The sequence below is a fragment of the Streptococcus sp. ZY171113 genome (assembly GCF_057748235.1).
In genome coordinates, this window is the sequence record NZ_CM173243.1 from 1224100 (window position 1) to 1247329 (window position 23230).

General features: G+C 51.3%; 19 protein-coding genes. 1 reads left to right on the forward strand and 18 read right to left on the reverse strand.

The features are described from left to right. Positions 1 to 60 precede the first annotated feature (60 nt). From AC3ARB_RS05760 to adhP, 4 genes are all read right to left on the reverse strand, one after another. Entirely contained in the window at positions 61 to 1326 is a 1266-nt protein-coding gene (locus tag AC3ARB_RS05760) for an MFS transporter (protein WP_488319645.1), read from the reverse strand. Positions 1327 to 1486: 160 nt separating this feature from the next. Next, positions 1487 to 2044, reverse strand: a complete 558-nt coding sequence (locus AC3ARB_RS05765) for a TlpA family protein disulfide reductase (protein WP_488319646.1) — start codon at positions 2042 to 2044, stop codon at positions 1487 to 1489. 27 nt (positions 2045 to 2071) lie between these two features. Further along, positions 2072 to 2767: a cytochrome c biogenesis CcdA family protein gene (locus tag AC3ARB_RS05770; RefSeq protein WP_488319647.1), complete on the reverse strand. Its 696-nt coding sequence runs from the start codon at positions 2765 to 2767 to the stop codon at positions 2072 to 2074. 159 nt (positions 2768 to 2926) lie between these two features. Further along, entirely contained in the window at positions 2927 to 3943 is a 1017-nt protein-coding gene (gene adhP / locus AC3ARB_RS05775) for an alcohol dehydrogenase AdhP (RefSeq protein ID WP_488319648.1), read from the reverse strand. A gap of 201 nt (positions 3944 to 4144) precedes the next feature. Between adhP and queA the strand changes: the two genes are divergently transcribed. Next, positions 4145 to 5173 carry a tRNA preQ1(34) S-adenosylmethionine ribosyltransferase-isomerase QueA gene (gene queA, locus AC3ARB_RS05780; RefSeq protein ID WP_488319649.1) on the forward strand — a complete coding sequence of 343 codons (1029 nt, stop codon included), beginning with the start codon at positions 4145 to 4147 and terminating at the stop codon, positions 5171 to 5173. Between the two features lie 54 nt (positions 5174 to 5227). Here queA and pepV read toward each other — a convergent pair whose 3' ends face one another. From pepV to ftsE, 14 genes are all read right to left on the reverse strand, one after another. Further along, positions 5228 to 6634 carry a dipeptidase PepV gene (pepV, locus tag AC3ARB_RS05785; protein WP_488319650.1) on the reverse strand — a complete coding sequence of 469 codons (1407 nt, stop codon included), beginning with the start codon at positions 6632 to 6634 and terminating at the stop codon, positions 5228 to 5230. A 117-nt stretch (positions 6635 to 6751) separates the two neighbouring features. Next, entirely contained in the window at positions 6752 to 7354 is a 603-nt protein-coding gene (locus AC3ARB_RS05790) for a nitroreductase family protein (RefSeq protein ID WP_488319651.1), read from the reverse strand. Positions 7355 to 7748: 394 nt separating this feature from the next. Next, positions 7749 to 8234: a hypothetical protein gene (locus tag AC3ARB_RS05795; protein WP_488319652.1), complete on the reverse strand. Its 486-nt coding sequence runs from the start codon at positions 8232 to 8234 to the stop codon at positions 7749 to 7751. Between the two features lie 5 nt (positions 8235 to 8239). Further along, positions 8240 to 10027: an excinuclease ABC subunit UvrC gene (uvrC, locus tag AC3ARB_RS05800; protein WP_488319653.1), complete on the reverse strand. Its 1788-nt coding sequence runs from the start codon at positions 10025 to 10027 to the stop codon at positions 8240 to 8242. A gap of 128 nt (positions 10028 to 10155) precedes the next feature. Further along, positions 10156 to 11682, reverse strand: coding sequence for a zinc ABC transporter substrate-binding protein AdcA (locus AC3ARB_RS05805; protein ID WP_488319654.1), 1527 nt, complete (start codon positions 11680 to 11682; stop codon positions 10156 to 10158). A gap of 273 nt (positions 11683 to 11955) precedes the next feature. Then, the gene (gene carB, locus AC3ARB_RS05810) at positions 11956 to 15132 is read right to left on the reverse strand and encodes a carbamoyl-phosphate synthase large subunit (protein ID WP_488319655.1); all 3177 of its coding nucleotides are present in this window, start codon (positions 15130 to 15132) and stop codon (positions 11956 to 11958) included. A gap of 133 nt (positions 15133 to 15265) precedes the next feature. Next, entirely contained in the window at positions 15266 to 16339 is a 1074-nt protein-coding gene (locus AC3ARB_RS05815; RefSeq protein ID WP_488319656.1) for a carbamoyl phosphate synthase small subunit, read from the reverse strand. Between the two features lie 431 nt (positions 16340 to 16770). After that, positions 16771 to 17694 carry a dihydroorotate oxidase gene (locus AC3ARB_RS05820; protein WP_488319657.1) on the reverse strand — a complete coding sequence of 308 codons (924 nt, stop codon included), beginning with the start codon at positions 17692 to 17694 and terminating at the stop codon, positions 16771 to 16773. A gap of 78 nt (positions 17695 to 17772) precedes the next feature. Further along, the gene (gene pyrC / locus AC3ARB_RS05825; RefSeq protein WP_488319658.1) at positions 17773 to 19041 is read right to left on the reverse strand and encodes a dihydroorotase; all 1269 of its coding nucleotides are present in this window, start codon (positions 19039 to 19041) and stop codon (positions 17773 to 17775) included. Positions 19042 to 19119: 78 nt separating this feature from the next. Continuing rightward, positions 19120 to 20004, reverse strand: a complete 885-nt coding sequence (locus AC3ARB_RS05830; protein WP_488319659.1) for an aspartate carbamoyltransferase catalytic subunit — start codon at positions 20002 to 20004, stop codon at positions 19120 to 19122. A gap of 40 nt (positions 20005 to 20044) precedes the next feature. After that, positions 20045 to 20653, reverse strand: coding sequence for an orotate phosphoribosyltransferase (gene pyrE, locus AC3ARB_RS05835; protein WP_488319660.1), 609 nt, complete (start codon positions 20651 to 20653; stop codon positions 20045 to 20047). Beyond that, positions 20650 to 21336 carry an orotidine-5'-phosphate decarboxylase gene (pyrF, locus tag AC3ARB_RS05840; protein WP_488319661.1) on the reverse strand — a complete coding sequence of 229 codons (687 nt, stop codon included), beginning with the start codon at positions 21334 to 21336 and terminating at the stop codon, positions 20650 to 20652. The genes pyrE and pyrF overlap by 4 nt, the downstream gene beginning before the upstream one ends. Positions 21337 to 21561: 225 nt before the next feature. Continuing rightward, positions 21562 to 22485, reverse strand: a complete 924-nt coding sequence (gene ftsX, locus AC3ARB_RS05845) for a permease-like cell division protein FtsX (protein WP_488319662.1) — start codon at positions 22483 to 22485, stop codon at positions 21562 to 21564. After that, positions 22469 to 23170, reverse strand: coding sequence for a cell division ATP-binding protein FtsE (ftsE, locus tag AC3ARB_RS05850; protein WP_488319663.1), 702 nt, complete (start codon positions 23168 to 23170; stop codon positions 22469 to 22471). Before ftsE ends, ftsX begins: the two co-directional genes overlap by 17 nt. Positions 23171 to 23230: the final 60 nt, after the last annotated feature.

A 23230-nucleotide genomic window follows, 5' to 3' on the forward strand; every position in this document is an offset into this window, starting at 1 on the left:
TGGTCTCCCTTTTTCGGTGTCGTTTCTTCTATTATAGGCTTTTCTGCGCCATCTGGCAAGCTAAGCCTGGTCCTGATGAGCAGCTCTGCTATTGTCCCAAATCATCACCGCCACTAAGCCAAGCGACAGCACCAAGAAGAGGCCAGACAGTTGACGGGCGGTGAAAACCAGGACCAGGCCTGACACCAAAAATCGTGATAAGAGCATGCCCGCTGTGAAATAGGTACTAATCCCAGCACCGATGGTGGCCAGATGCTCCTCGGGCATGGTGTTGACGACGAGGGCGTTGAGTTTAGGGTTGATGAGGCCGATGAGGCAGGCGGTTAAAAAGAGGCTCAGGAGAAAAATCGGGGTTTTGAGCCAGAACAGGCTGGCAAAAATCAAGGCTGGCATGGCGGCTATGAGGCGAATCATAAGAAACACGTCCCATTTTTGAGCCACCGTCATGCCCAGACTACCACCCAAGAGATTGCCCACCATAAAGACCATGCTAGAAGCTGATAGGCTAAAGGCCAGGTTAAGCCAGACCAGTTCCGGGTTTTGGGTCAGGGAGAGAACAAAAATGGTACTCAAAACAGAACTGAGGGCATTGACAATCGGCACGATAATCATGAGTTGTTTGAGAACAGGAGAGGTCTTGATAAAGTCAAAAACCTGCTTGGCACTTTGCCACATCTCTTTGAAAATTGGACGCTTGCCCTCAGACTGATTAGCCACCTTAATGGGATCTCGGTCTAAGAGTTGCTGGATAGCAGGTTTCAACCCCAGGAGAACCAGAGCTGCCACCGCAAAGGTCCCTGCGTTCACAAAGGCTAGCTGCTGGTAGGACAAGATACCGACCAAGACTGCTCCCGATGCTTGAAAGACCATGCCCATAAGGCTAGAAATGGTCCCACGAAAAGCCATCGACTGCTCCCGCTCCTCGGCAGCCACCAGCCGTAGGCCAATGGGGCTGTACAAACCGTTCTCATACTGGCCTGCCAAATCCGACACAAAGTTAATCAGGCTGGCCACCAGAACCACCCAAAGGGCTGGCGTCAACCCCATGAGCAACCCGACCAGGCTGTAAAGCCCCACCCGAACAAGCAGGGTTCCCAAAATCAACTCCAGCTTCTTCTTGGCTTGGTCGGCCTTGATGCCAATGGCAAAGCTGAAGAGCATGGGTAGGGTTTCTGACAGGGAAACAGCCGATAAGCCCAGCTGGGGATCTGGTAACTGGGCCACATAGGTCATCAAAGCCAGATAATAGAGACCATCACCAAAGTTGGACAACAAGTCTGCCGCAAAGAGGCTGATAAAGAGCTTGTTTTTTAAGAGTTTTTTCATCACCGATACTCCATTTAATTTTTTGATAAGCACTTATTTAATTTTATTGTACTCCTCCTTGAAAACCTTGTCAAGTATTTTGTTAAATATTTGTTTAATTTTTTGTTAAGTGAAAAACCACTCTTCTTGGAGTGGCTTTCGTGATTTAACTACTGCTGATTTAATGAGCTGTTTCAATTAGCTCGGTCAAGGTCTCTTCTGTCACTTGACCAGCAAAGGTTGAGGCAACGGTACCGTCACTATTGATAACGATATGGGTTGGAAAGGCACGAACACCATAGGTGTTTAAAACATTATCTTCCGTGTCAAAGACCAGAGGATAAGTGGTTCCAGCGTCCCTTGCAGTTTTAACAATGGTTGCCTGCTCCTCATCGGCAGGCTTCTTATTGGCAAATTGGCTATCATTTGGGGAGGCTAAGGATAGGAAAACCACATCATCCTTATCTTTTAGGGACTGGTAAACCTTTTCCAGTTCAGGCAACTCCTTCTTACACGGCCCGCACCAGCTAGCCCAGACATTGAGATAGACCTTCTTGCCAGCATAATCTGACAACTTGACTTTTTCTCCAGCCTCATTAACCATGGTCACATCTGGAGCTGTTTCTCCTTGAACTAAGGTTGGTTCATAGCTACCACCACCAAAGATAAGGGAACAGGCTGATAGACTAAAGACTGCCAAACAGGCCACAGCAAAAAGTTTCATTCGTTTCAACATCATGATTTCCTCCTTATGATGTAAAGTTAGTTAAAACAGGGTTACTAGGCCAGCCACTAAGATAGACAGGCCGATCAGCACGAGCAAAGCTCCTGACAAGAACTTGGTCACTTTTAAGAGATGAGTTTTTGTTTTAAAGTAGGCCAGTACCTTTTGTGAAAAGAAAGCAATAAGTATAAAAGGTAGAATAAAACCTAGACAATAAACACCGATGAGAAAGGCACTAAAGAACCCCTGGTGACTGCTGGCATAAAGAAAAACGCTGGCTAAGATTGGACCAATACAAGGGCTCCATGAAAAACTAAAGGCAAAGCCCATTACAATCGCTAAGAGGGGCGTCACCTCTTGCCCTGCCTTATAAACCTTATTCTTGACTGAAAATTCTCGGTTGGCTAGAGCAGACCGCCAGACACCCAGCTGCAAGAGACCCATAAGAACAATCAAGCCTCCCCCAAGTAATTTCATTAGCAGCATATGCCGGGCTAAATAGCGACTAATCAAACTGCTGGCAAAACCAAGAACAAAAAAAGTTAGGGTAATGCCTAAGACAAAGCATAAGGTATTGATGAAGACACGACGTCGGTTCAGAACCAACTGCCCATCCTTATCCACATCACTCTGACCACCCAAAATCCCAATATAGACAGGTAAAATTGGCAACACACAGGGTGAGAAAAAAGATAAGATTCCCTCGAAAAAGAGGGCTAAGATTTTAAGACCATCCATAGGACACTCCTTCCTTGTTTTATTATACCACTATCTTAACACAAACAGAATTCATTATCAACTATTTTTGTGCCTTTTTGATAAAAAAATTTTACTCCTATCAAAAAATCAAACAAAAAAGGCTAGAAGCATATCGTTCTAACCTTTATAAAAGCAACCTTAGGCTTGGAAATCTAGTACCATACGGCCTTGGATGGTCCCTTTTTCCATCTCATCAAAAACAGCTGGTGCCTCATCAACCGAACGTTTTTGGACAACTGGGACAACCAATCCTTCTGCACCAAACTGGAAGGCTTCTTCCAAATCCTTACGGGTACCAACAAGTGAGCCGATAATCTTGATACCATCCAGAACGGTCTTCACGATAGACACGTCCATGGTTTCTGATGGCAGACCTACTGCCACAACTGTACCGCCAGCTCGCACAGAATCAATAGCCTGGTTAAAGGCAACCTTAGACACTGCTGTCACACAGGCAGAATGGCAACCACCAGTTTTCTCCTGAATCAAACCAGCAACATCCTCAACTTCTCGGCCATTGATGACAAAATCCGCACCCACTTCCAAGGCCAAATCCAGCTTATCTTGGTTGATATCAATGGCCACAACATGAGCATTAAAGACCTTCTTAGCATACTGAATAGCCAGGTTTCCTAGCCCACCAGCACCATAAACCGCAATCCATTGACCAGGAGCTGCACCACCCTCCTTAATGGCCTTATAAGTGGTCACGCCAGCACAAGTGATGGAACTGGCTTGAGCTGGGTCAAGACCTTCAGGAACCTTAACAGCATACTCAGCAGAAACAACTGCATACTCACTCATCCCGCCATCAACACTGTAACCAGCATTTTTCACACTACGACAGAGGGTCTCACGACCAGTCGTGCAATACTCACAATAACCGCACCCTTCAAAGAACCAAGCGATAGACACCCGATCTCCAACCTTCAGGGCTGTGACATCATCTGCAATTTCTGTGACAATACCAATCCCTTCGTGGCCTAAAATACGACCTGGAACCTGACCAAAATCTCCGTGAGCCACATGGAGATCCGTGTGACAGACCCCACAATACTCCACCTTAACCAGGGCTTGACCTGGGCCAACTTGTGGCAGAGTATGGTCAACAACTTCAACACCAGTCGATTCTTGGTTTACAACAACAGCTTTCATCTTCAAACTCCTTATGTGTTTTTTTCAGAAAGGTGGCCACCTTTGGTAATCGTTTACATCTTTATTTTATAACTTTGTGATATTTCTGTCAATGATTTCCCAAAACAATCGTTTCACCAGTTAAGGACATCACCTTGCTAAAAACAGTCCCTCATGCCTCCAAGCAGGACGCCTTCAGCAAAATATGGTACAATGATAAGCATGAACACAAAAGATTTTGATTTTTACCTGCCCGAGCACCTGATTGCCCAGACTCCTCTGGAGCAACGGGATGCCTCCCGCCTCCTGGTCATCGACCGAGACAGTAAGACCATGACCGACACCAGCTTTGACCACATCATTGACCAGCTCAACCCTGGCGACGCCCTGGTCATGAACGACACCCGAGTTCTGCCCGCCCGCCTCTATGGCCACAAGCCTGATACCGGCGGTCAAGTCGAGTTCCTCCTCCTCAAAAACACCGCCGGCGACCAGTGGGAGGTCCTGGCCAAGCCAGCCAAACGCCTCAAGACTGGCACGGTTGTGAGCTTTGGGGACGGTCGCCTGACGGCAACCGTCATGGCAGAGCTGGACCACGGGGGACGGATTGTGGAGTTTGCCTACGATGGCATTTTCTTGGAGGTTCTGGAAAGCCTGGGCGACATGCCCCTGCCGCCTTATATCCATGAAAAGTTGGAAGACAAGGATCGCTACCAGACTGTTTATGCCAAGGAAAATGGCTCCGCAGCCGCCCCAACAGCTGGCCTCCACTTCACCCCTGACCTGCTCCAGAAAATCGAAACCAAGGGTGTCAAGCTGGTTTACCTGACCCTTCATGTGGGCCTAGGCACCTTCCGTCCCGTCTCCGTAGATAATCTGGACGATCACGACATGCATTCCGAGTTCTACAATCTGACCGAGGAGGCCGCCCAGACCATCAATGCTGTCAAGGCTGCTGGCGGCCGTGTCGTCGCCGTTGGCACAACCTCTATCCGAACACTTGAAACCATCGGCAACAAATTTGACGGCCAGCTCCAAGCCGATTCTGGCTGGACCAATATTTTCATCAAACCAGGCTACCAGTTCAAGGTTGTCGATGCCTTCTCCACCAATTTCCACCTGCCCATGTCCACCCTGGTCATGCTGGTTTCCGCCTTTTCCGGCCGAGAATTTGTCCTGGACGCCTACAAACACGCTGTCGAGGAAAACTACCGCTTCTTCAGCTTTGGCGATGCCATGTTTGTGAAATAGCCCAACTACATGAACAAGAAAAAGCCCCTTCAAGGGCTTTTTCTTGTTCAAAACTTACTTAATCAACTCATAGATGGCTTCTGCGTAGATGGCTGTGGAGCGGAAGATGTCATCCAGAGCCATGAATTCATTGGCCTGGTGCATGGTGTTGATGGAATCTGGGAACATGGCCCCGTAAGCGACCCCACGTTTGAGGAGACGGCCAAAGGTGCCGCCACCGATAACCATTTCGTGGCCCTTGAGGCCTGTTTGCTTCTCGTAAACACCCAGAAGGGTCTGCACCAATGGGTCTTCCAGTGGCGTGTAGTGTGGGGTGTGGCCGTGTTCAGACAGGGTCACCTTGCCCACACCCTCCAGTTTTTCAAGCTGGGCTTGAATGGTTTCTGGGTCTGTGCCTTTTGGATAACGGAAGTTGAGGGCGATGGTGTTGTCGGCACGGTCAGCCTCAAAGCTAAAGACACCTGCGTTGACGGTCAAGTCCCCCATGCGGTCATCGGTGTGGGCCACGCCCAGGTTCACCGCCAAGAAGTCTTGGTGAAGCTTGTCCGCAATGATGGCCACATAGGCCTTGGCTGAGCCTGCCAAATCCAGCTGGTTAAGGAAGCAAGCCAGGTAAGTGGCTCCGTTGATGCCCTCTTCTGGGGTTGACCCGTGGGCTGATTTGCCATAGATGGTCAGGTTCAGTTTGTCTCCAACCTCTGCTACTTCGCCACGCACCTCTGGGTGCTGGCTCAAAAATTCGGCCAAACGGCTCTCGATGTCTGACAAGGTCAGGCCAGACAGCTCTGCTGCGGCTGACTCAGGCACCATGTTCTCACGCAAACCGCCTTTGAAACGGTGCAGGGTTACCGCTCCGCCATTGTCCCCAGCATAGTGGAGGTAGGCCGTGATGTTTCCCTTCTCACCGTTGATAATCGGGAACTCAGCGTCAGGCGAGAAGCCGAAATCAGGCAGGGGCAGGCCCACGTGCTCGAAGTAGTAGTCCATGTCGGCCCAGCCAGATTCCTCGTCGGTGCCCACGATGAAACGAACCTTCTTAGAAATCGGCAAGCCCAGCTCCTTGATGATTTTGAGGCCATAGTAGCAGGCCAGGGTCGGGCCCTTGTCGTCAGAGGAACCGCGGGCGTAGAGACGGCCGTCCTTGATGACTGGCGTGTAAGGGTCGGTGTCCCAGCCAGAACCAGCAGGCACCACGTCCAGGTGGCCAAAGATCCCCAGAACCTCGTCGCCCTCACCAAACTCGAAATGGCCCGCGTAGTTGTCCACGTTGGTGGTGGTGTAACCGTCCCGCTCCGCCATGGCCAGGAAATGCTCCAGGGCACGGACTGGTCCAGGGCCAAATGGGTGCTTGGCGTCTGCCTTGTCGTCCTCACGCTCGGACTTGATAGCCAAGATATCGCACAGGTCGCTCAACAGAGCCTCTTTGCGTTTTTCTACTTCTGCTTGAAAATTGATGGTCATGTGTTCTCCTTTAGTCTAAATCATCCACACAAGCCTGGTCAACTTGCCTGACTCGTTTTTGTTATTTTTTGGGAAATAGCAGAGCTAACCACTTTGTTAACTCTCCACCCCTTCTCCCTAACGGTGCTCAATCACCTCATCAACTGGCAAACGGTAGCTAGGCTCAGGTTTTTCTTCGCTGTAACCTACCGTCACCAGGACCTCTGGGCGGAAGCGTGGGTCAATGTCCAGGACCTCATTGGCCTTGGCCTTGTCAAAACCAAACATCATGTTGGAGGCAAAACCTTGGTCGGTCAGGGCCAGAACCAGGTTCATGGCCACCAAACCCGTGTTAAAGGCCAAATAGTCGCTGGTGGTCGCCGCATCGTACTGGCCAAAGAGTTTGGGATAGGACTGGGCAAACTTGGCCAACTGGTCATCAGGCAGGTCATGGACACCCACCCGGGCAATCTTACGGGCCCGCTTTGGCAGGTCGGTGTCGCTAAAGATGGCCACCACATACTGGGCGTCCCTGATTTGCTGGCCATTGGCATTGAAACCAAGCTCTGCCAACTGGTCCTTCTTGTCCTTAACGATGACAAACTTCCATGGCTGCATGTTGTGGGCAGATGGAGCCAGGGTCGCCACCTCAATGGCTGTCCGCACATCGCTCACGTCCACAGGCTGATCAGAAAACTGACGCACCGCATGGCGTTTCTTATTAATCGCTAAAAATTTCATGGCTTTTCCTCCGAAATACTTTTATTCTATTATAGCATAAATTGGGAGGGGTTACAGATTTTTTTCAATAGCTCATCGCATTTCTACTTCGGATCAATACCTGTATCTTTTCTACCAATAGTTGACTAATCTGCTCAACATCACACAAATTGTCAAAATCTTGTGTATCAGATAACAGAAACGCTATATCCGGAAGCTCCACATAGTCATCAAGTTCACAAATGCCGTGCTCAATCGTAACAGTATACTCCTTGATAAACACTGTCAAGGAAAAATACACATCATTTGGCCGCTCTCCAGTACGCTCATCTTCAATATCCTCAAAAAAGTGTACTGAATCCCAAAAACGTAAAGTTCCCCAGGAAAACAAAGACGTTTAGCCTTGTCACCACTATTAGGTTTTTTCTTCTTGTTCACTTATCATTTGAGCCAATTCCGCCCGTTTATAAACTAGTTCAGGTAGGGGAGAACGAGCTTCTTCCATACTCACCATAAGATAACGATAGTTCCAATGTGGTAAACGATAGGAAGGCAATGGAAATTCTTGGATGCACAGTCTAGCAACAACATCATAGATTTCCCAAGCCTTGGGTCGAAGGTTGACATTAGTTAGGATGTCAGGAGTTTTATCAATCAACCAAGTCAAAATACTCGGGTCATCTAAAAATGTCTCCTTATCCTTATCATAGACCAGTACCATAGGAATAAAGGGGCGCCAATAATTCCGCCAATAAGAAAAGTTTGTCCACGAAAAATTCCCGAGGACCACCTGTAAATGACGTTCTTCCTCTTGGAAACCAGCATAAAAGTCTTCTGCAAACTGCTCTCGAGGAGACTTCTTCTTTTTGAATAATGATTTCAACTTAGTTAAAAAACTCATCTTTATTATTCGCTTTCTTGATTTAAATTCAACCTCCCCAACACCCTCTCCGCCACCTGCTCAGGTATCCCCAGCTGACGGATATCATCGACAGAGGCCTCCTTGATGGCCGTTAGATTCTTGAAGTGTTTGAGGAGGAGCTGTTTCCGCTTGGGTCCTAGACCCTCGATGCCATCCAACTGAGATGAAAAGCTGTTCTTGCTTCGGACTTGCCGGTGGAAGGTGATGGCAAAGCGGTGGACTTCGTCTTGGATGCGGTGGAGGAGGAAAAATTCTTGGGAATTGCGGGCCAGCTCCACCACCTCAAGCGGGTCGCCAAAGAGCAAATCGTTGGTCTGATGGCGATCATTTTTTTGCAGACCTGCAACAGGAATGACCAGGCCCAGCTTTTTCAGAATAGCCTTGGCCGCATTGACTTGGCCTTGGCCACCGTCCATGATGATGAGGTCTGGCAGGACACCTCCCTCACGCACCGCCCTACTGTAGCGCCGCTCGATGACCTCCCGCATAGAGGCATAGTCATCAGGTCCGACAACGGTCTTAATCTTGTACTTGCGGTAATCCGCCTTTTTAGCTCGGCCATTTTCAAAAACCACCATGGCAGAAACGGGGGAGGTCCCCATGATGTTGGAGTTGTCGAAGGCCTCGATGCGGTTGGGGGCAGGAATCCCCAGCAGGGCCCCCAGGTTATCCACCGCCCCCTGGGTCTTGACCAGGTCCTTCTCGGCCAGGTCGAACTGCTGCTGGAGGCTGACCCGGGCATTTTTGGTCGCCAAAGCCACCAGCTGCTTCTTCTCCCCCTGCTTGGGTTTGACGATTTTTGTGGGAACAATGGCTGCCGCTAGGCTCTCGTCAATGTCCTGGGGCAGGAAGATTTCCTTGGGCACAAAGTGCCGTTTGTCCCCGTAAAATTGACCCAGGTAGGTCAAAAAGTCCTCGTCAGGGTCATTGTAATAAGGGAAAAGTTGGACATCCCGCTCAATCAGCTTGCCCTGGCGGACAAAGAAGACCTGCACGCACATCCAGCCCTTGTCCACGGCGTAGCCGAAGATGTCTCGGTCCATCATATCGGCACTCATGACCCGCTGCTTGGTCCGCAGGGTGGCGATGCTGGACAGCAAATCTCTATACTCCGCCGCCCGCTCAAACTCCAGCTTGCTGGCAGCGTCAGCCATTTTGACCCGCAAATCCTCTAAAATCTTGTCATCACGGCCGTTGAGAAAGCCCTTGACGTCTTCTGCCATCTGCCTGAAATAGGACCTATCCACCCCGCAGATGGTGTGAGCATGGCATTGGCCGATGTGGTAGTAGAAACAGACCTTCTCAGGAGGGTTAGTGCATTTGCGAAACGGAAAAATCCGGTCCAGCAGCCGCTTGATGTCGTTGGCCGACCCCGAATCAGGGTAGGGACCAAAGTAGATGCCACCGTCAGCCCTCTTGACCTGACGGGTAATGAGCAGGCGAGGATAGGGCTCGTTGGTAATCTTGATAAAGGGATAGGACTTGTCGTCCTTGAGCTTGATGTTGAATTTGGGCTTATTTTCCTGAATCAGGTTAATCTCCAAGAGCAGGGCCTCGGTGTTGGACCCTGTCACGATAAACTCAAAATCCGCAATCTCTGACACCAAAAGCTCGGTCTTGGTATCATGACTGCCTCGGAAATAAGACCGCACCCGATTTTTCAGGTTCTTGGCCTTGCCCACGTAAATAATCTGCCCCTGCTTGTCCTTGTGGAGGTAACACCCCGGACTGTCTGGCAAAAGCTCTAGTTTGTGTTGTATCAGTTGGTTCATAAGACTATTTTATCATTTTTTCAGGGAAATAGCAGAGCAGACTGCCAGCTCTGCCATTTCTCAAAAAATCAGCCCCTTGTGAGCGTCAAAAAAGGCTAGAACCAGCGTTCCAGCCTTATGGTTAAGGATTAGTGGGCCACAATTTCTTGGGCAATCTCACGGCCAGTCAGGCCAGTGTCGTAGTAGGTCGGCCAGTTTTCCAGCTCTTCAAGAAGAACCTTGTGGTCCTCGGCACCCCAGTAGAGGTGGAAGTGAGCGGAATCCTGCGGCGCGATGGCGTGGTCGCTGAACTGGATGTTCTTGAACTCGCCAGCGTCAGCTTCCTTGGCTGTGAAGAGGTAGCGAACCCCACGGTTGCCCTTCTTATAGGTCAGGACTTCCTTGCCAACATAGTCGTAGGTAAAGGTCTTTTTCTCCCCACCACGGACAAAGGTCATGGTGTTCTTGTCCCCATCTATGATGATGTTATCCACGTCGGTCTTGTAGCCGATGGTGTAGTAGTCTTTGTACTCTGCGGCCGTCATGGACTTAGTGGTCTTGGCCTTATAGTCCCAAACTGGATCCAAGGTGCCGTCAACCAGGTAAGGGTAAACTGATTGCCAGTCACCAGTCCAGTCCACCAGGGTCCGATCCATGATGTCCTTGTCCTCAAAGTAGCCCTTGTAAACCGTCTTGGTGGTTTCAACCTCAGGTTTGATGGCTTCGCCTTTTTGACTTGTGGTCAATAGCAGAGCAGCCAAGTTATCTCTCATGACTGAGAAGTAGTCTGCTCCCTTGGCCATTTCCTGTTCAGTCAGGCTTTCCAGCGGGTTGAGAACAGCTGCCTCCACCCCAACCTCGTCCGCCAGAGTCTTGGCAACTTTTGACGAAGCATTTTCTTCAAAATAGACGTAGGTGATGCCGTTGTCCTTAACGTAGCTGGCCAATTCACCCAGGCGTTTGGCTGATGGCTCGCTGTCTGCTGACACACCTGCGATTGGGATTTGGGTCAGGCCGTATTCCAGAGCCAGGTAGCCGAAGGCGGCGTGTTGGACAACGAAGCTGGTTTGGCCAGGTTCAGCTAGAGCCTCATCGTATTCCTTGTCCAGTTCTTCCAGTTTCGCGATATAAGCGGCAGCATTTTTATCAAAAGCATCGGCCGACTCAGGGAACTGGGCCTTGAGGTCGTCACGGATATTTTCCACCAGCTTGATGGCCAGGCTCGGTGCCAACCAAACGTGAGGGTCCAACTCATGGCTGTGGCCTTCTTCCCCGTGGTCGTGGTCATGGCCTTCCTCAGCCACACCAGGAGCCAAAATCATGTCGCCTGTAGCCTTGATGATGTTGACCTTGTCAGTATCAACGGCCTCCTCGACGTCATGAATCCAAGTCTCCATGTTGTCATCGTCATAGACAAAGGCATCCGCCTCCTGAATCTTGGCAATGTCCTTGGTCGATGGCTCAAAGCCGTGAACCTCGGTGCCAGCCTTAATCAGCAGCTCAACACTGCCCTCGTCACCAACGATATTTTTGGTGTACTCATAGATAGGGTAGAAAGAGGCAACTACCTCAATCTTGTCATCGTCCTTGACTGAGCTTGCTTGGTTGCCACAAGCTACCAAGGTCAGTGTTGCCAAGGTCACCAGACCCAGGGATTTAAGAAAACGTTTGGTCATTGAAAACTCCTTTTCATATTGTTTCAAACCGATTACACTTAACCAGTTAATACTCAACCAGTAAATTATAACACAACTGTAATTTTTTGCAAGAGGTTTTCTGAAAAAACTTAACTGGCTTTCTAAATCGATGAAAATTAATAAAACGATATTACTTGTTCAAATAAGCTGTTGACCAAGGGGGAACTCTGGAACTAAGCGAGCTGTCACAAAACCACCTGACAACTGTTAAGATAAAAAACCTGCTAGCGGACTAACAAGTTTTTCTGTTGATTAAATGGCTTCTGTTGTGAAACTTCTGCTTTCCAGAACCCGGAGCATGGCCTTGGCGGTATCTAGGGCGGTGAAGAGGGGAACGCCATTTTCAACGGCAGCCTGACGGATTTTTGCCCCGTCTTGACCGGCTGTGCGGTCGGTGCCTGAGGTGTTGATGATGGCTTGGACCTTACCTTGTCGAATCTGGCTGAGGATGTCCTCATCGCTCTCGCCAATCTTGGTCACGGTCTGGGCTGCAATGCCTTGTTCCCTCAGGTAGCTGGATGTTCCAGCGGTAGCCATTACCCCATAGCCAATGGCCTCAAAGCGACGGGCCAGGTCAAGGGCTTCCGCCTTGCTGTCGTCGGCAATAGTGAAGATGATGTTGCCGAAGGTCGGCAGGTGGAGGTAGCTGGCCTCAAAGGCCTTGTAGAGGGCTTTTTCCAGGGTTTGGTCAGAGCCCATGACCTCGCCAGTGGACTTCATCTCAGGTCCCAGGAGACTATCAACCTTGGCCAATTTGGTGAAGGAGAAGACTGGGGCCTTGATGTGAACCTGCGGGCTTTCAGGGTAGAGGCCGTTAGCGTAGCCCAGTTCGTCCAAGGTCTTGCCCAAAATCAGCTGGGTAGCCACCTGAGCCATGGGAATACCCGTCACCTTAGACAGGAAAGGCACGGTTCGGCTGGCCCGAGGGTTGACCTCGATGACGAAGACCTCCTGGTCCTTGATGACAAACTGGATGTTCATCATGCCGATACAATTGAGACCGACAGCCAGGCGTTTGGTGTAGTCTACAATGGTGTCCTGAACCTGCTTGGACAGGGTCTGGGGTGGGTAAACCGCCATAGAGTCACCCGAGTGGACACCTGCCCGCTCAATGTGTTCCATGATGCCAGGAATGAGGACGGATTGGCCGTCCGAAATGGCATCCACTTCGCATTCTTGACCGACAATGTAAGAGTCAACCAGAACAGGGTGGTCTGGGCTGGCCTTAACGGCTGTCTGCATGTAGGAGCGGAGGTCGATTTCGGTTTCCACGATTTCCATGGCTCGACCACCGAGTACGTAAGAAGGGCGAACCAGAACAGGGTAACCAATGCGGTTGGCAGCTGCGACTGCTCCTTCTTCATCCATTGCGGTTTGACCTGGCGGTTGCGGAATGCCCAATTCTTTCAGGGCTTGTTCAAAAAGGTCACGGTCTTCAGCCCGGTCCAAATCAGCCACCTGAGTGCCGAGGATTTTCACGCCAGCCTCAGCCAAAGGCTCCGCCAAGTTGATGGCAGTCTGGCCACCGAACTGAACCACAACCCCAAGCGGTTGCTCCAGATCAATGACGTTGAGAACGTCTTCTAGGGTCAGGGGCTCAAAGTAGAGCTTGTCAGATACTGAGAAGTCGGTGGACACCGTTTCTGGATTAGAGTTCATGATGATGGCTTCATAACCAGCCGCCTGAATGGCTTTTACCGAGTGAACGGTGGCGTAGTCAAACTCGACCCCTTGACCGATACGGATTGGGCCTGAACCAAGCACCAAGACCGATGGCTTGTCGGACCTGATGGATTCATTTTCCCAAGCGTAGGTGGAGTAGAAATAGGGGGTGCTGGATTCAAACTCAGCTGCACAGGTATCCACCATCTTGTAAACAGGAATCAGCTGCTTATCCTTACGGAGCTGGCGAATGGCTGCTGGTGTGGTCTGCCAGAGCTCGGCAATCTTGCGGTCGGAGAAGCCATTTTGCTTGGCCAGCTTGAGGGTTTCAAGGTCATCTGGTTGAGCCTTGAGCTCTGCCTCAATCTCAGTAATGCGCAGCAATTTGTCCAAGAAAAAGAGGTCAATCTTGGTCAGGTCATGGAGTTTTTCCAGACTGTGGCCTCGGCGAATGGCCTCAGACAGGTAAAAGAGGCGGTCGTCTTGAGCAAGGGCAATCTTGTCAAAGAGGACTTCATCGCTGACCTGGGCCAATTCTGGCATTTCATTGTGGTAAACACCAATTTCCAGAGACCGACAGGCCTTGAGCAGGCTCTCTTCGATGTTGCGGCCAATGGCCATGACCTCGCCCGTCGCCTTCATCTGAGTCCCCAGACGACGCTCGCCCGACTCAAACTTGTCAAAGGGGAAACGAGGGAGCTTGGCCACCACATAATCCAGAGCTGGCTCAAACATGGCATAGGTGGTGCCTGTCACGGGGTTGGTCATCTCGTCTAGGGTCAGGCCAACAGCGATTTTAGCCGCCAATTTGGCAATGGGATAGCCCGTTGCCTTAGAAGCCAGAGCAGATGAGCGAGACACCCGAGGGTTAACCTCGATGACATAATAGTTAAAACTGTGGGGGTCAAGGGCCAGTTGAACGTTACAGCCACCTTCAATTTTAAGAGCACGGATAATCTTGAGACTAGCATCTCGGAGCATTTGATGCTCACGATCAGACAAAGTTTGAGTTGGGGCAAAGACGATGGAGTCACCCGTGTGAATACCAACGGGATCAAAGTTCTCCATGTTACAGACCACCAGGGCGTTGTCTGCCGAATCCCGCATGACTTCGTACTCGATTTCCTTGTAACCCGCAATGGAGCGTTCAATCAAACACTGGGTTACTGGCGACAATTTGAGGCCATTCTCAGCAATTTCACGGAGCTCTGCTTCATTGGCACACATGCCCCCGCCTGTTCCTCCTAGGGTAAAGGCTGGACGGACAATGAGGGGGTAGCCGATGGTCTGGGCGAAGGCAACCGCCTCCTCAACCGTGGTCACAATGGTTGATTCAGGAATGGGCTGCCCCAAATCCTCCATGAGTTTCTTGAAGAGGTCACGGTCTTCCGCCTGGTCAATGGCTGACAGCTTGGTGCCCAAAAGTTCCACGCCCAAGTCATCCAAGATGCCTTCCTTAGACAGGAGCATGGCCATGTTGAGACCAGTCTGGCCACCCAGGGTTGGCAGGAGGGCGTCTGGCCGCTCCTTGCGGAGAATCCGAGTGACAAATTCCAGTGTAATGGGTTCGATATAGACCTTATCGGCAATTTCCTTGTCGGTCATGATGGTGGCTGGGTTGGAGTTGACCAAGACCACCTCATAGCCCTCTTCCTTGAGGGCCAAGCAGGCCTGGGTGCCGGCGTAGTCAAATTCTGCAGCCTGGCCGATAACAATCGGACCAGAACCGATAACCATAATCTTTTTAATATCTGTACGTTTTGGCATAATTGATGATACAAGGGACTAGTCATTTTACAACGATTGTCGCCCGTGTTTAAGCTGAGAGAAATTCCCCCAACCAACACTGTATCTACTCCTTTCTCTTCCTTATCTCAAGCAGGGGAACGACGGCAAGCCACTACTTCTTAAAGCCGTCAATCATATCCATGAAGCGGTCAAAGAGGTAGCTGGCATCATGGGGACCTGGTGCGGCATCTGGGTGATACTGGACCGAAAAGGCTGGGTAATCCCTGTGCCTAACCCCCTCAACGGTCTTATCGTTGATTTCTTCATGGGTAATGATGAGGCAGTCAGGCAGCTGATCACGGGACACGGCAAAGCCGTGGTTTTGGCTAGTAAAGTCAACCCGACCGGTTTCCAGCTCACGCACCGCATGGTTAAAACCACGGTGACCGAAGGCCATCTTGTAGGTCTGGGCCCCATTGGCCTTGGCAAAGAGCTGGTGGCCCATACAGATTCCAAAGAGTGGAATCTTGCCCTGCACACCACGAATCATGTCCAAAACCGCTGGCACATCATCTGGGTCACCTGGGCCGTTGGACAACATGACACCGTCTGGTGCCAGAGCCAAAATCGCCTCCGCAGTCGTGTCGTAAGGCACAACGGTCACATCACAATTCCGCTCCGCCAATTCCCGCAGGATAGAATGCTTGAGGCCAAAGTCCACCAGAACCACACTCCGTCCTGTTCCAGGAGCAGGGTAGGCGGTTTGAGTGGAGACCTGAGCAATGTTATCGGTCGGCAAGACAGCTGCTCGCAAGTCAGCCAGCTGCTGGTCCATATCAGCCTCGCTATCGGTAAACCTAGCTTTCATGGTCCCATGTTGGCGGATAAGCCGTGTCAGGGCTCGGGTATCGATTCCAGAAATCCCAGGAATATTCTTGGTTTTGAGAAACTCGTCCAGGGTCATCTGATTCCGCCAGTTGCTTCCACGGCGGGCCCACTCATAGACAACAACCCCCTTACAGGTCGGTGTGATAGACTCATAGTCATCACGGTTAATGCCATAATTGCCCACCATGGGGTAGGTAAAGGTCAAGATTTGACCATTGTAAGACTGGTCGGTGATGGATTCCTGGTAGCCAGTCATGCCCGTGCTAAAAACCAGTTCTCCCACCGTTTCCATGTCAGCCCCAAAGGCCTGACCTTCAAAAATCGTGCCATCTTCCAAAATCAGGTAACGTTTGCTCATGCCTATCTCCTTTTTCAGTGTTTTAAGGTTTCTCTACTAAGGTTCCTGAAAAACTCTACTTGCTTTCTTTTTGCTCACATTCGATAGTCAGTTCAAATAATATACCTACCATTTGAACGTTATTCTAATCAAATCAACAAGACGCAGTGGTTGAGTGCTTCAAGGCGTATTAGCCTTGAAGGTGGGAAATCTTGAGTTGCCTTGCAACTCGACCCTCTAAGGCGCTGATTTCATCCGCTTTTACAGCCCTAACGAACGTAGCGAGCTTTGCTCGCTCAATCTGCGACCTCAAAGAGCCTATTCCCAGGCTCTTTGAGCTATGCGGGGGTGAGAGGGAAATAGTCCAGTGGACTATTTCAGCCCGAACCCTAAAAATTAGTGAGGTGAGGGAAAATCGCCCCCTTCGGGTTACCGATTTCTGTCTCACTCCCTTACAAGTACTGCAATTTGCCACGGAAATCATCCAGAGAGGTGTAACCTTTCTCTGCCATGATGGCCAGGAGTTCCGTCTCCAAGCGTTCAAAGATTGCTGGGCCTTCTTCCTGCAGGGCGGTGCCCACCTGAACCAGGCTGGCCCCACAGAGGATGTGCTCAAAGACATCCCGACCTGTATTGACCCCGCCCGTGCCGATGATGGCGATGGACGGCTTCAAGCGTTGGTAGAAGGCATGGACATTGGCTAGGGCCGTCGGCTTGATGTAGGCGCCACCCAGACCGCCAAAACCGTTCTTGGGCTTGATGGCCACCGTCTCGTCCTCAATGTAGAGGCCGTTGCCGATGCTGTTGATGGTATTGACAAAGGTCATCGGGAACTGGTTGAGGACCTCAGCGACTTGGTCAAAGTGGGTCAGGTCAAAGTAGGGCGGCAGTTTCACGCCCAGGGGCTGGTCAAAGTAGGCGAAAACTTCCGTCAGGAGTTCTCGTACACCTTCGGTGTCATAGCCGAGCTGGGGCTTGCCAACGATGTTTGGGCAGGAAAGGTTGAGCTCCACGAGACCATTGTAGTCAGAGTCCTGGATTTTCTTGAGCAGGGTATGGGTTTCCTCACGAGACAAACCAGTCACCGATAGGAAGGGTGAGCTCTCGCCCACCTCTACCCCTTTCAGGTAGTCCAGGTAGTAATCGATGCCCAAATTTGGCAGGCCCATGGAATTGATAGAGCCCAGGGGAACAGCCTTGTAGCGAGGGGTCGGATTGCCCTCACGCGGGTTGAGGGTGGCTGATTTGGTCACGAAGGTGCTGGCCTTGGAAGCCCGCAGGCCGTCCAACTCCTCCTTGTCGTAGCAATGCACCCCAGAGGCGTTCATGAGGCAGGTGTCAAATGAGAAATTTCCGAGTCGTGTCGCAAGTGTCATAGCAGCTATCCTTTCTCTAATGGAGCAACGGTTCAAACCGTCTCAGTTTTGTCAGCAGGCTATTGATTGCTCAACAGCTTAAAAAGCAGCATCTCTGTAAACAATCTTTCCTTGGCAAACCGTTAGGAGGGATTTGCCGTAAACGTCCTGACCTCCGTACGGGGTGTTGCGGCCCTTGGTCAGGAAATCAGTTGGGTCAATCTGGTAGGGGGTGTCCAAGTCCAGAACCAGCAAATCTGCGGAGCTGCCAACTTCTAAACGGCCATAAGGCAGGCCAAAGGTGTCAGCCACTCGGCTGGTCATCAGCGCCAGCAATTTTTCCAAAGAAAGAATGCCCGGCTTAACCAAATGGGTGTAGAGGAGGGGCAGGGCGGTTTCGCTGCCCACGATGCCAAAGGCGGCCACGGCCATAGAGCAATCCTTCTCCTCTGGTGCGTGCGGGGCGTGGTCGGTGGCAATCAGGTCGATGGTGCCGTCCAGCAGGCCCTCAATCAGGGCAGCCCGATCCTCAGAAGCCCGCAGGGGCGGGTTCATCTTCCAGAATCCCGTGTCGTGGGTGATGTCGTTCTCGTCGCTGACCAGGTGGTGGGGGCAGACCTCGCAGGTTACCTTGATGCCCTTTGCCTTGGCTTCACGCACCAGGCGAACCGATTCCTTGGTGGACACGTGGCAAACGTGGTAGTGGCAGCTCGCGGCTTCAGCCAGCAGGATGTCTCGAGCAATCTGGACACTCTCGCAGACCGAGGGAATGCCCTTGAGGCCCAGTTCCTGGCTCTTCTTGCCCTCGTGCATGCAGCCACCACGAATGAGGGAGTTGTCCTCACAATGGGCGACAATCGGTTTTCCTAGTCTTGCCGCCAATTGCATGGCTTCATACATGGTATTAGCGTCCTGAACCCCACGACCATCGTCGCTGAAGGCAAAGACTTGGTCAGCCAAGTCCTCTAGGTCGGCCAGCTCGGCTCCCAGCTCTTCCTTGGTAATGGCCCCGTAAGGCAGGGCTCGGATGACGCTGTCGGTGTTGAGCAGATCCAGTTGGACTTGCAAGGTGGTCTTGCTATCTGGAACAGGATTGAGGTTGGGCATGGGCATGGCCGTTGTGAAACCACCTCTGGCTGCCGCTCGGCTGGCCTGGGCAATGGTTTCCTTGTAACTAAAGCCAGGTTCCCTCCAATGCACATGAACATCGATGAAGCCTGGCGATACCTTGCGACCTGCTAGGTCAATGACCTCACCGTCCGCCTGGTCAATCTGCTCGGCCAGGTCAGCAATGACACCGTCGCGAATCAAGATGTCCCGGTCAACCCAAGCACCGTCCAAAAACAGTTGGGCATGTTTAAGTAGCATAAGTCCTCCTTATCAGAATGGTCAGCGGCCCTGCCACTGATGGTCTTGTCTCTTAGGCAGATTTTGAGGCCGTTGAGACTAGAGTTGGTTGCTTGCAATAATGTGTTCCAGTATAGCCTGCCGCATAAACATGCCGTTGGTCATCTGCTCAAAGATGACTGACTTGCCCGCCTCAACCAGGTCGGTTGCAATCTCTGCTCCACGGTTAACTGGTGCTGGGTGCATGACAATGGCCTGGTCTTTCAGACGTTCATAACGCTCCTGGGTCAAGCCGTAGGCCTGGTGGTAGCTGGTCACATCAGATAATTTGGTGCCAAAATGGCGTTCGTGTTGGAGGCGGAGCAGCATGCAGACGTCTAAATCTTGGATAACTTGGTCAAAGTCCACCATGTCACCCAGGGTCGGGTCTGCAAAGACCTCTGGTCCCACAAAGACCACGTCTGCTCCCAAGCGGGTTAGGGTGTGGTAGTTGCTTCTGGCTACTCGGGAATGCTTGATGTCACCGACAATAGCAACCTTGAGGCCGTCCAGACGGCCGAACCGCTCATAGATGGTCATGAGGTCCAGCAAGCATTGGCTCGGGTGTTCGCCGCTGCCATCGCCACCGTTAATGACTGGGGCAGTCAGACCGACCAATTCCCGCTCGTAATAGTCCTCTTGGGGGTGGCGGATGACCAAGATCTGGCAACCGATAGCCGACATGGTCTGGCAGGTGTCGTAAAGGCTCTCGCCCTTGTTGACTGAGGACGTGTCGGCATCAAAATTGATGACGGTCAGGCCCAGCTTGTGCTCGGCCACTTCGAAACTGTGTTTGGTACGGGTCGAATTTTCAAAAAAGAGGTTGCTGACAAAGAGGTCAGGCCGCTGGATGGGCTGGGCACCTGCTTTCAAGTCCAAGGCCCGCTCAATCAGCTGGTAAATCTGGTCAGTTGTCAAATCTGACATGCGTAGCAGGTTAATCATGGCTCCTCCTCTGGTTTTCTGGTAAAGTTGGGCTGGTCGGCTAGACCTTGTCCAAGCCCTCAAAAAAGTCGGTCACAATGGTCACTTGGTCAGCTTTCAGGTCCCCCCGTTCCTGGGCCACTTGCAGAAGCTCGTCTCGGTTAGACAGGGTGTAGAGGGGCAGGTCTGCTTGAGCAAAGGCTGCCGCTGCTTTTTGCAACTGGTAGGTAAAGATGGCCAGAACAGCCACAACTTCAATGCCAGCCTGGCGGAGGACACCAACAGCCTCTAAGACGCTGCCACCTGTTGAAATCAGGTCCTCAATCAGGACAACTTTTTTACCAGGCTCATTGTAACCTTCAATTTGTTGGCTGCGGCCATGTTTTTTCTGACTGCCACGAACATAACCCAGGGGCTTGTTAAGGTAGTCCGCCAGGATAGAGGCCATGGGAATACCAGCTGTCGCTGTTCCCATGATGGCATCGTAGTCCAAACCAGCTAGGATGTCAGCCAGACCGTTACGAACGGCTGTCCGATGTTCTGGAAAGGCCAGAACCCGACGGTTGTCGCAATAAATGGGCGACTTGATACCGCTGGCCCAAGTAAAGAGCTCGTCTGGGGAGAGAAAAACAGCCTTGGTCTCTAAGAGTGAATGGGCGATGCTTGTCATGCTAGGGCCTCCTCGATGGCTTGATAGGTTTGGTAAGGGGTGTCGGATTGGCTGATAGCTCGGCCGACCACGATGTAGTCTGAACCAGCCACCTTGGCCTGGTCTGGGCTTGCTACCCGCTTCTGGTCAAAAGCTCTGCTATTCCCCAAAGAAATCCCCGGGGTCACACAGATGAAGTCCGAACCACAGGCCTCGTGGATGGCTGCCACCTCGTGGACGCTGCAAACCACCCCGTCCAGACCCGCCGCCTTGGCGTTTTGGGCGTATCTTAGGGTCGCCTCCAGAGCCGTCCCACCAAAGCCCAGCTCCTCAGCCACCGCCTGGTCGTCCAGGGAAGTCAGGATGGTCACGGCGATGCAGAGGGTGTCAGGGTTGGTGGTCTTGACCGCTTCAGCCGCCGCCCGCATCATGGCGACACCACCCGTGGCATGAACGTTGAGCATGTCCACCCCCAGCTTGGCCAGGTTGGTCAAGCCCTGGGCCACCGTGTTGGGGATGTCGTGGAGCTTGAGGTCCAGAAAGACCTGGTGGCCCGCCGCCTTGAGATCCCGCACAAAGTCCGCCCCCAGGGCGTAAAAGACCTCCATGCCCACCTTGACGTAGATGGGCTCCGGAAACTTGGCCAGAAGCTCATCAGCTTCCTTGCGGCTGGAAACATCCAGGGCGACGATGGTTCTTGTCATCTTGTCCTCCTTTTTTTGGAACATGGCAGAGCAGGCAAGCAGGCACAAAAAAGTACCCTGCCAAAGCAAGGTACTGGATTTTTTTCTTTGCAAAAAATCGGCAAAGCCCTAGAGACTTTCCCCTTTTGTTCAGATTTTCTTACCTTGCTCGCCTCTCTGGACGAATTTAAAGCTATTCTGAACTGATATTAGCATACATTTCTACAAAATGCAAGCATTTTCTGGTTAAAATTTCAAATATTTTCGAATGGACAGGCTAGAACCAACCGCGCCAATCACGACACCGATGGCAAAAACACCTGCAATCAGGTAATAAATGAAGGGTTCTGGCTTGTAGAGGGACAGGTTCTGCAAGACCAGCTCAGGGTTCCATTCCGCATAGGCAAAATGGTAGCCCAGATAAACCAAGAGGGATGGGCCGATGGCTCCCAGGAAGCCAACCAAGGCCCCCTCGATGAAGAATGGGCCACGGATATAACCACTCTTGGCCCCCACCAGACGCATGATTTGAATCTCCGTGCTACGGGAAATAATGGTCATTCGAATGGTGTTTGAGATGAAGAAGATTGCCATCAAGAGGATAACCGCCGTCACCACCAAGCCCCAGACACGGACCGCATCAGCTACCTTGAAGAGGTTCTCAGCCTTGAGACCTCCGTAAGACACTGACTCGACCCCACCGATTTTCTCGATGGCAGCAGCCACATCTTTGACCGCGTCAGCATGGGTAGTGGACACGATATAGACGTCCGACAGGGGATTATCCTGGTCATAAATCTCCCAGTCTGCTCCCATGGTTTCCTTCAGGGACGCCAACTGCTCATCCTTGCTAGAGAAGGTAATACCCTCAACCTCTGGCAGGCCCATAATCTGATTATAAACCTTATGAAAATCTGGGTTAGGAATGGTTTCTCCTCGATCATTGACAACCGTTTCACTGTTGTCAGTGGACTCGAACAAAAGGAAAGTGTTGATTTGAATATTTCCCTCAACCCCTGTCGTCAATCGCTCAGCATTTAGAACAATGGCTGAAAAGAAAGCCAAGAGGGTCAAGGTCAGGCCTACTGATGATATGGCAATAAAGCTCATCAGGCCGTTACGGAAGAGCCCCTTGAGGGCCTCCCAAAAATGCTTAAAGGGTCTCATCATCGTAACCGTAGTCTCCTTCCTCCTGGTCTCTCACCACACTCCCCTGCTCAATGGCCACCACACGGTGACGGAGGGTGTTAACGATTTGGCTGTTGTGGGTGGCCATCAAGACCGTTGTCCCTTGCAGGTTGATACGCTCCAAAAGGTTCATAATATCCCAAGACGTCTCAGGGTCCAGGTTACCCGTCGGCTCGTCCGCAATCAAGAGTTTGGGATTGTTGACAATAGCTCGTGCAATAGCCACCCGTTGTTGCTCACCACCAGACAATTGGTCTGGGAAAGACCGCATCTTGTGCTTGAGACCAACCAGGTCTAGAACCTCCGGAACCCGCTTCTTGATGGTGCTGCGTCTAGCCCCGATAACCTCCATGGCATAGGCCACGTTTTCAAAAACAGTCTTTTTGGGCAGGAGCTTATAGTCCTGGAAAACCACCCCAATCGAGCGACGCAGGTAAGGCAAATGGCGGGGTTTGAGTTTGGTCACATCAAACTCCCCCACCTTAATGCTGCCGCTGGTAGCCTTCTCCTCATGGTAAATTAGCTTGATAAAGCTAGATTTCCCTGATCCAGACGGGCCAACCAGGTAAACAAATTCGCCTTGATTGACGTCCAGATTGATGTCTCGCAAGGCTGTTGTTGAACGATGATACTTTTTCGTCACATCGCGTAATTCAATCAGTGCCATAAGCACTCCTTTCATTTTTTCAGTTTGTAGAGATGACAGGTGTTGTTAGCATTTTGACCA

Bases quoted from the DNA above. Each gene is read 5' to 3' on its own strand.
- AC3ARB_RS05760 (WP_488319645.1), bottom strand. From the start codon at position 1,326: ATGAAAAAACTCTTAAAAAACAAGCTCTTTATCAGCCTCTTTGCGGCA.
- AC3ARB_RS05765 (WP_488319646.1), bottom strand. From the start codon at position 2,044: ATGATGTTGAAACGAATGAAACTTTTTGCTGTGGCCTGTTTGGCAGTC.
- AC3ARB_RS05770 (WP_488319647.1), bottom strand. From the start codon at position 2,767: ATGGATGGTCTTAAAATCTTAGCCCTCTTTTTCGAGGGAATCTTATCT.
- adhP (WP_488319648.1), bottom strand. From the start codon at position 3,943: ATGAAAGCTGTTGTTGTAAACCAAGAATCGACTGGTGTTGAAGTTGTT.
- queA (WP_488319649.1), top strand. From the start codon at position 4,145: ATGAACACAAAAGATTTTGATTTTTACCTGCCCGAGCACCTGATTGCC.
- pepV (WP_488319650.1), bottom strand. From the start codon at position 6,634: ATGACCATCAATTTTCAAGCAGAAGTAGAAAAACGCAAAGAGGCTCTG.
- AC3ARB_RS05790 (WP_488319651.1), bottom strand. From the start codon at position 7,354: ATGAAATTTTTAGCGATTAATAAGAAACGCCATGCGGTGCGTCAGTTT.
- AC3ARB_RS05795 (WP_488319652.1), bottom strand. From the start codon at position 8,234: ATGAGTTTTTTAACTAAGTTGAAATCATTATTCAAAAAGAAGAAGTCT.
- uvrC (WP_488319653.1), bottom strand. From the start codon at position 10,027: ATGAACCAACTGATACAACACAAACTAGAGCTTTTGCCAGACAGTCCG.
- AC3ARB_RS05805 (WP_488319654.1), bottom strand. From the start codon at position 11,682: ATGACCAAACGTTTTCTTAAATCCCTGGGTCTGGTGACCTTGGCAACA.
- carB (WP_488319655.1), bottom strand. From the start codon at position 15,132: ATGCCAAAACGTACAGATATTAAAAAGATTATGGTTATCGGTTCTGGT.
- AC3ARB_RS05815 (WP_488319656.1), bottom strand. From the start codon at position 16,339: ATGAGCAAACGTTACCTGATTTTGGAAGATGGCACGATTTTTGAAGGT.
- AC3ARB_RS05820 (WP_488319657.1), bottom strand. From the start codon at position 17,694: ATGACACTTGCGACACGACTCGGAAATTTCTCATTTGACACCTGCCTC.
- pyrC (WP_488319658.1), bottom strand. From the start codon at position 19,041: ATGCTACTTAAACATGCCCAACTGTTTTTGGACGGTGCTTGGGTTGAC.
- AC3ARB_RS05830 (WP_488319659.1), bottom strand. From the start codon at position 20,004: ATGATTAACCTGCTACGCATGTCAGATTTGACAACTGACCAGATTTAC.
- pyrE (WP_488319660.1), bottom strand. From the start codon at position 20,653: ATGACAAGCATCGCCCATTCACTCTTAGAGACCAAGGCTGTTTTTCTC.
- pyrF (WP_488319661.1), bottom strand. From the start codon at position 21,336: ATGACAAGAACCATCGTCGCCCTGGATGTTTCCAGCCGCAAGGAAGCT.
- ftsX (WP_488319662.1), bottom strand. From the start codon at position 22,485: ATGATGAGACCCTTTAAGCATTTTTGGGAGGCCCTCAAGGGGCTCTTC.
- ftsE (WP_488319663.1), bottom strand. From the start codon at position 23,170: ATGGCACTGATTGAATTACGCGATGTGACGAAAAAGTATCATCGTTCA.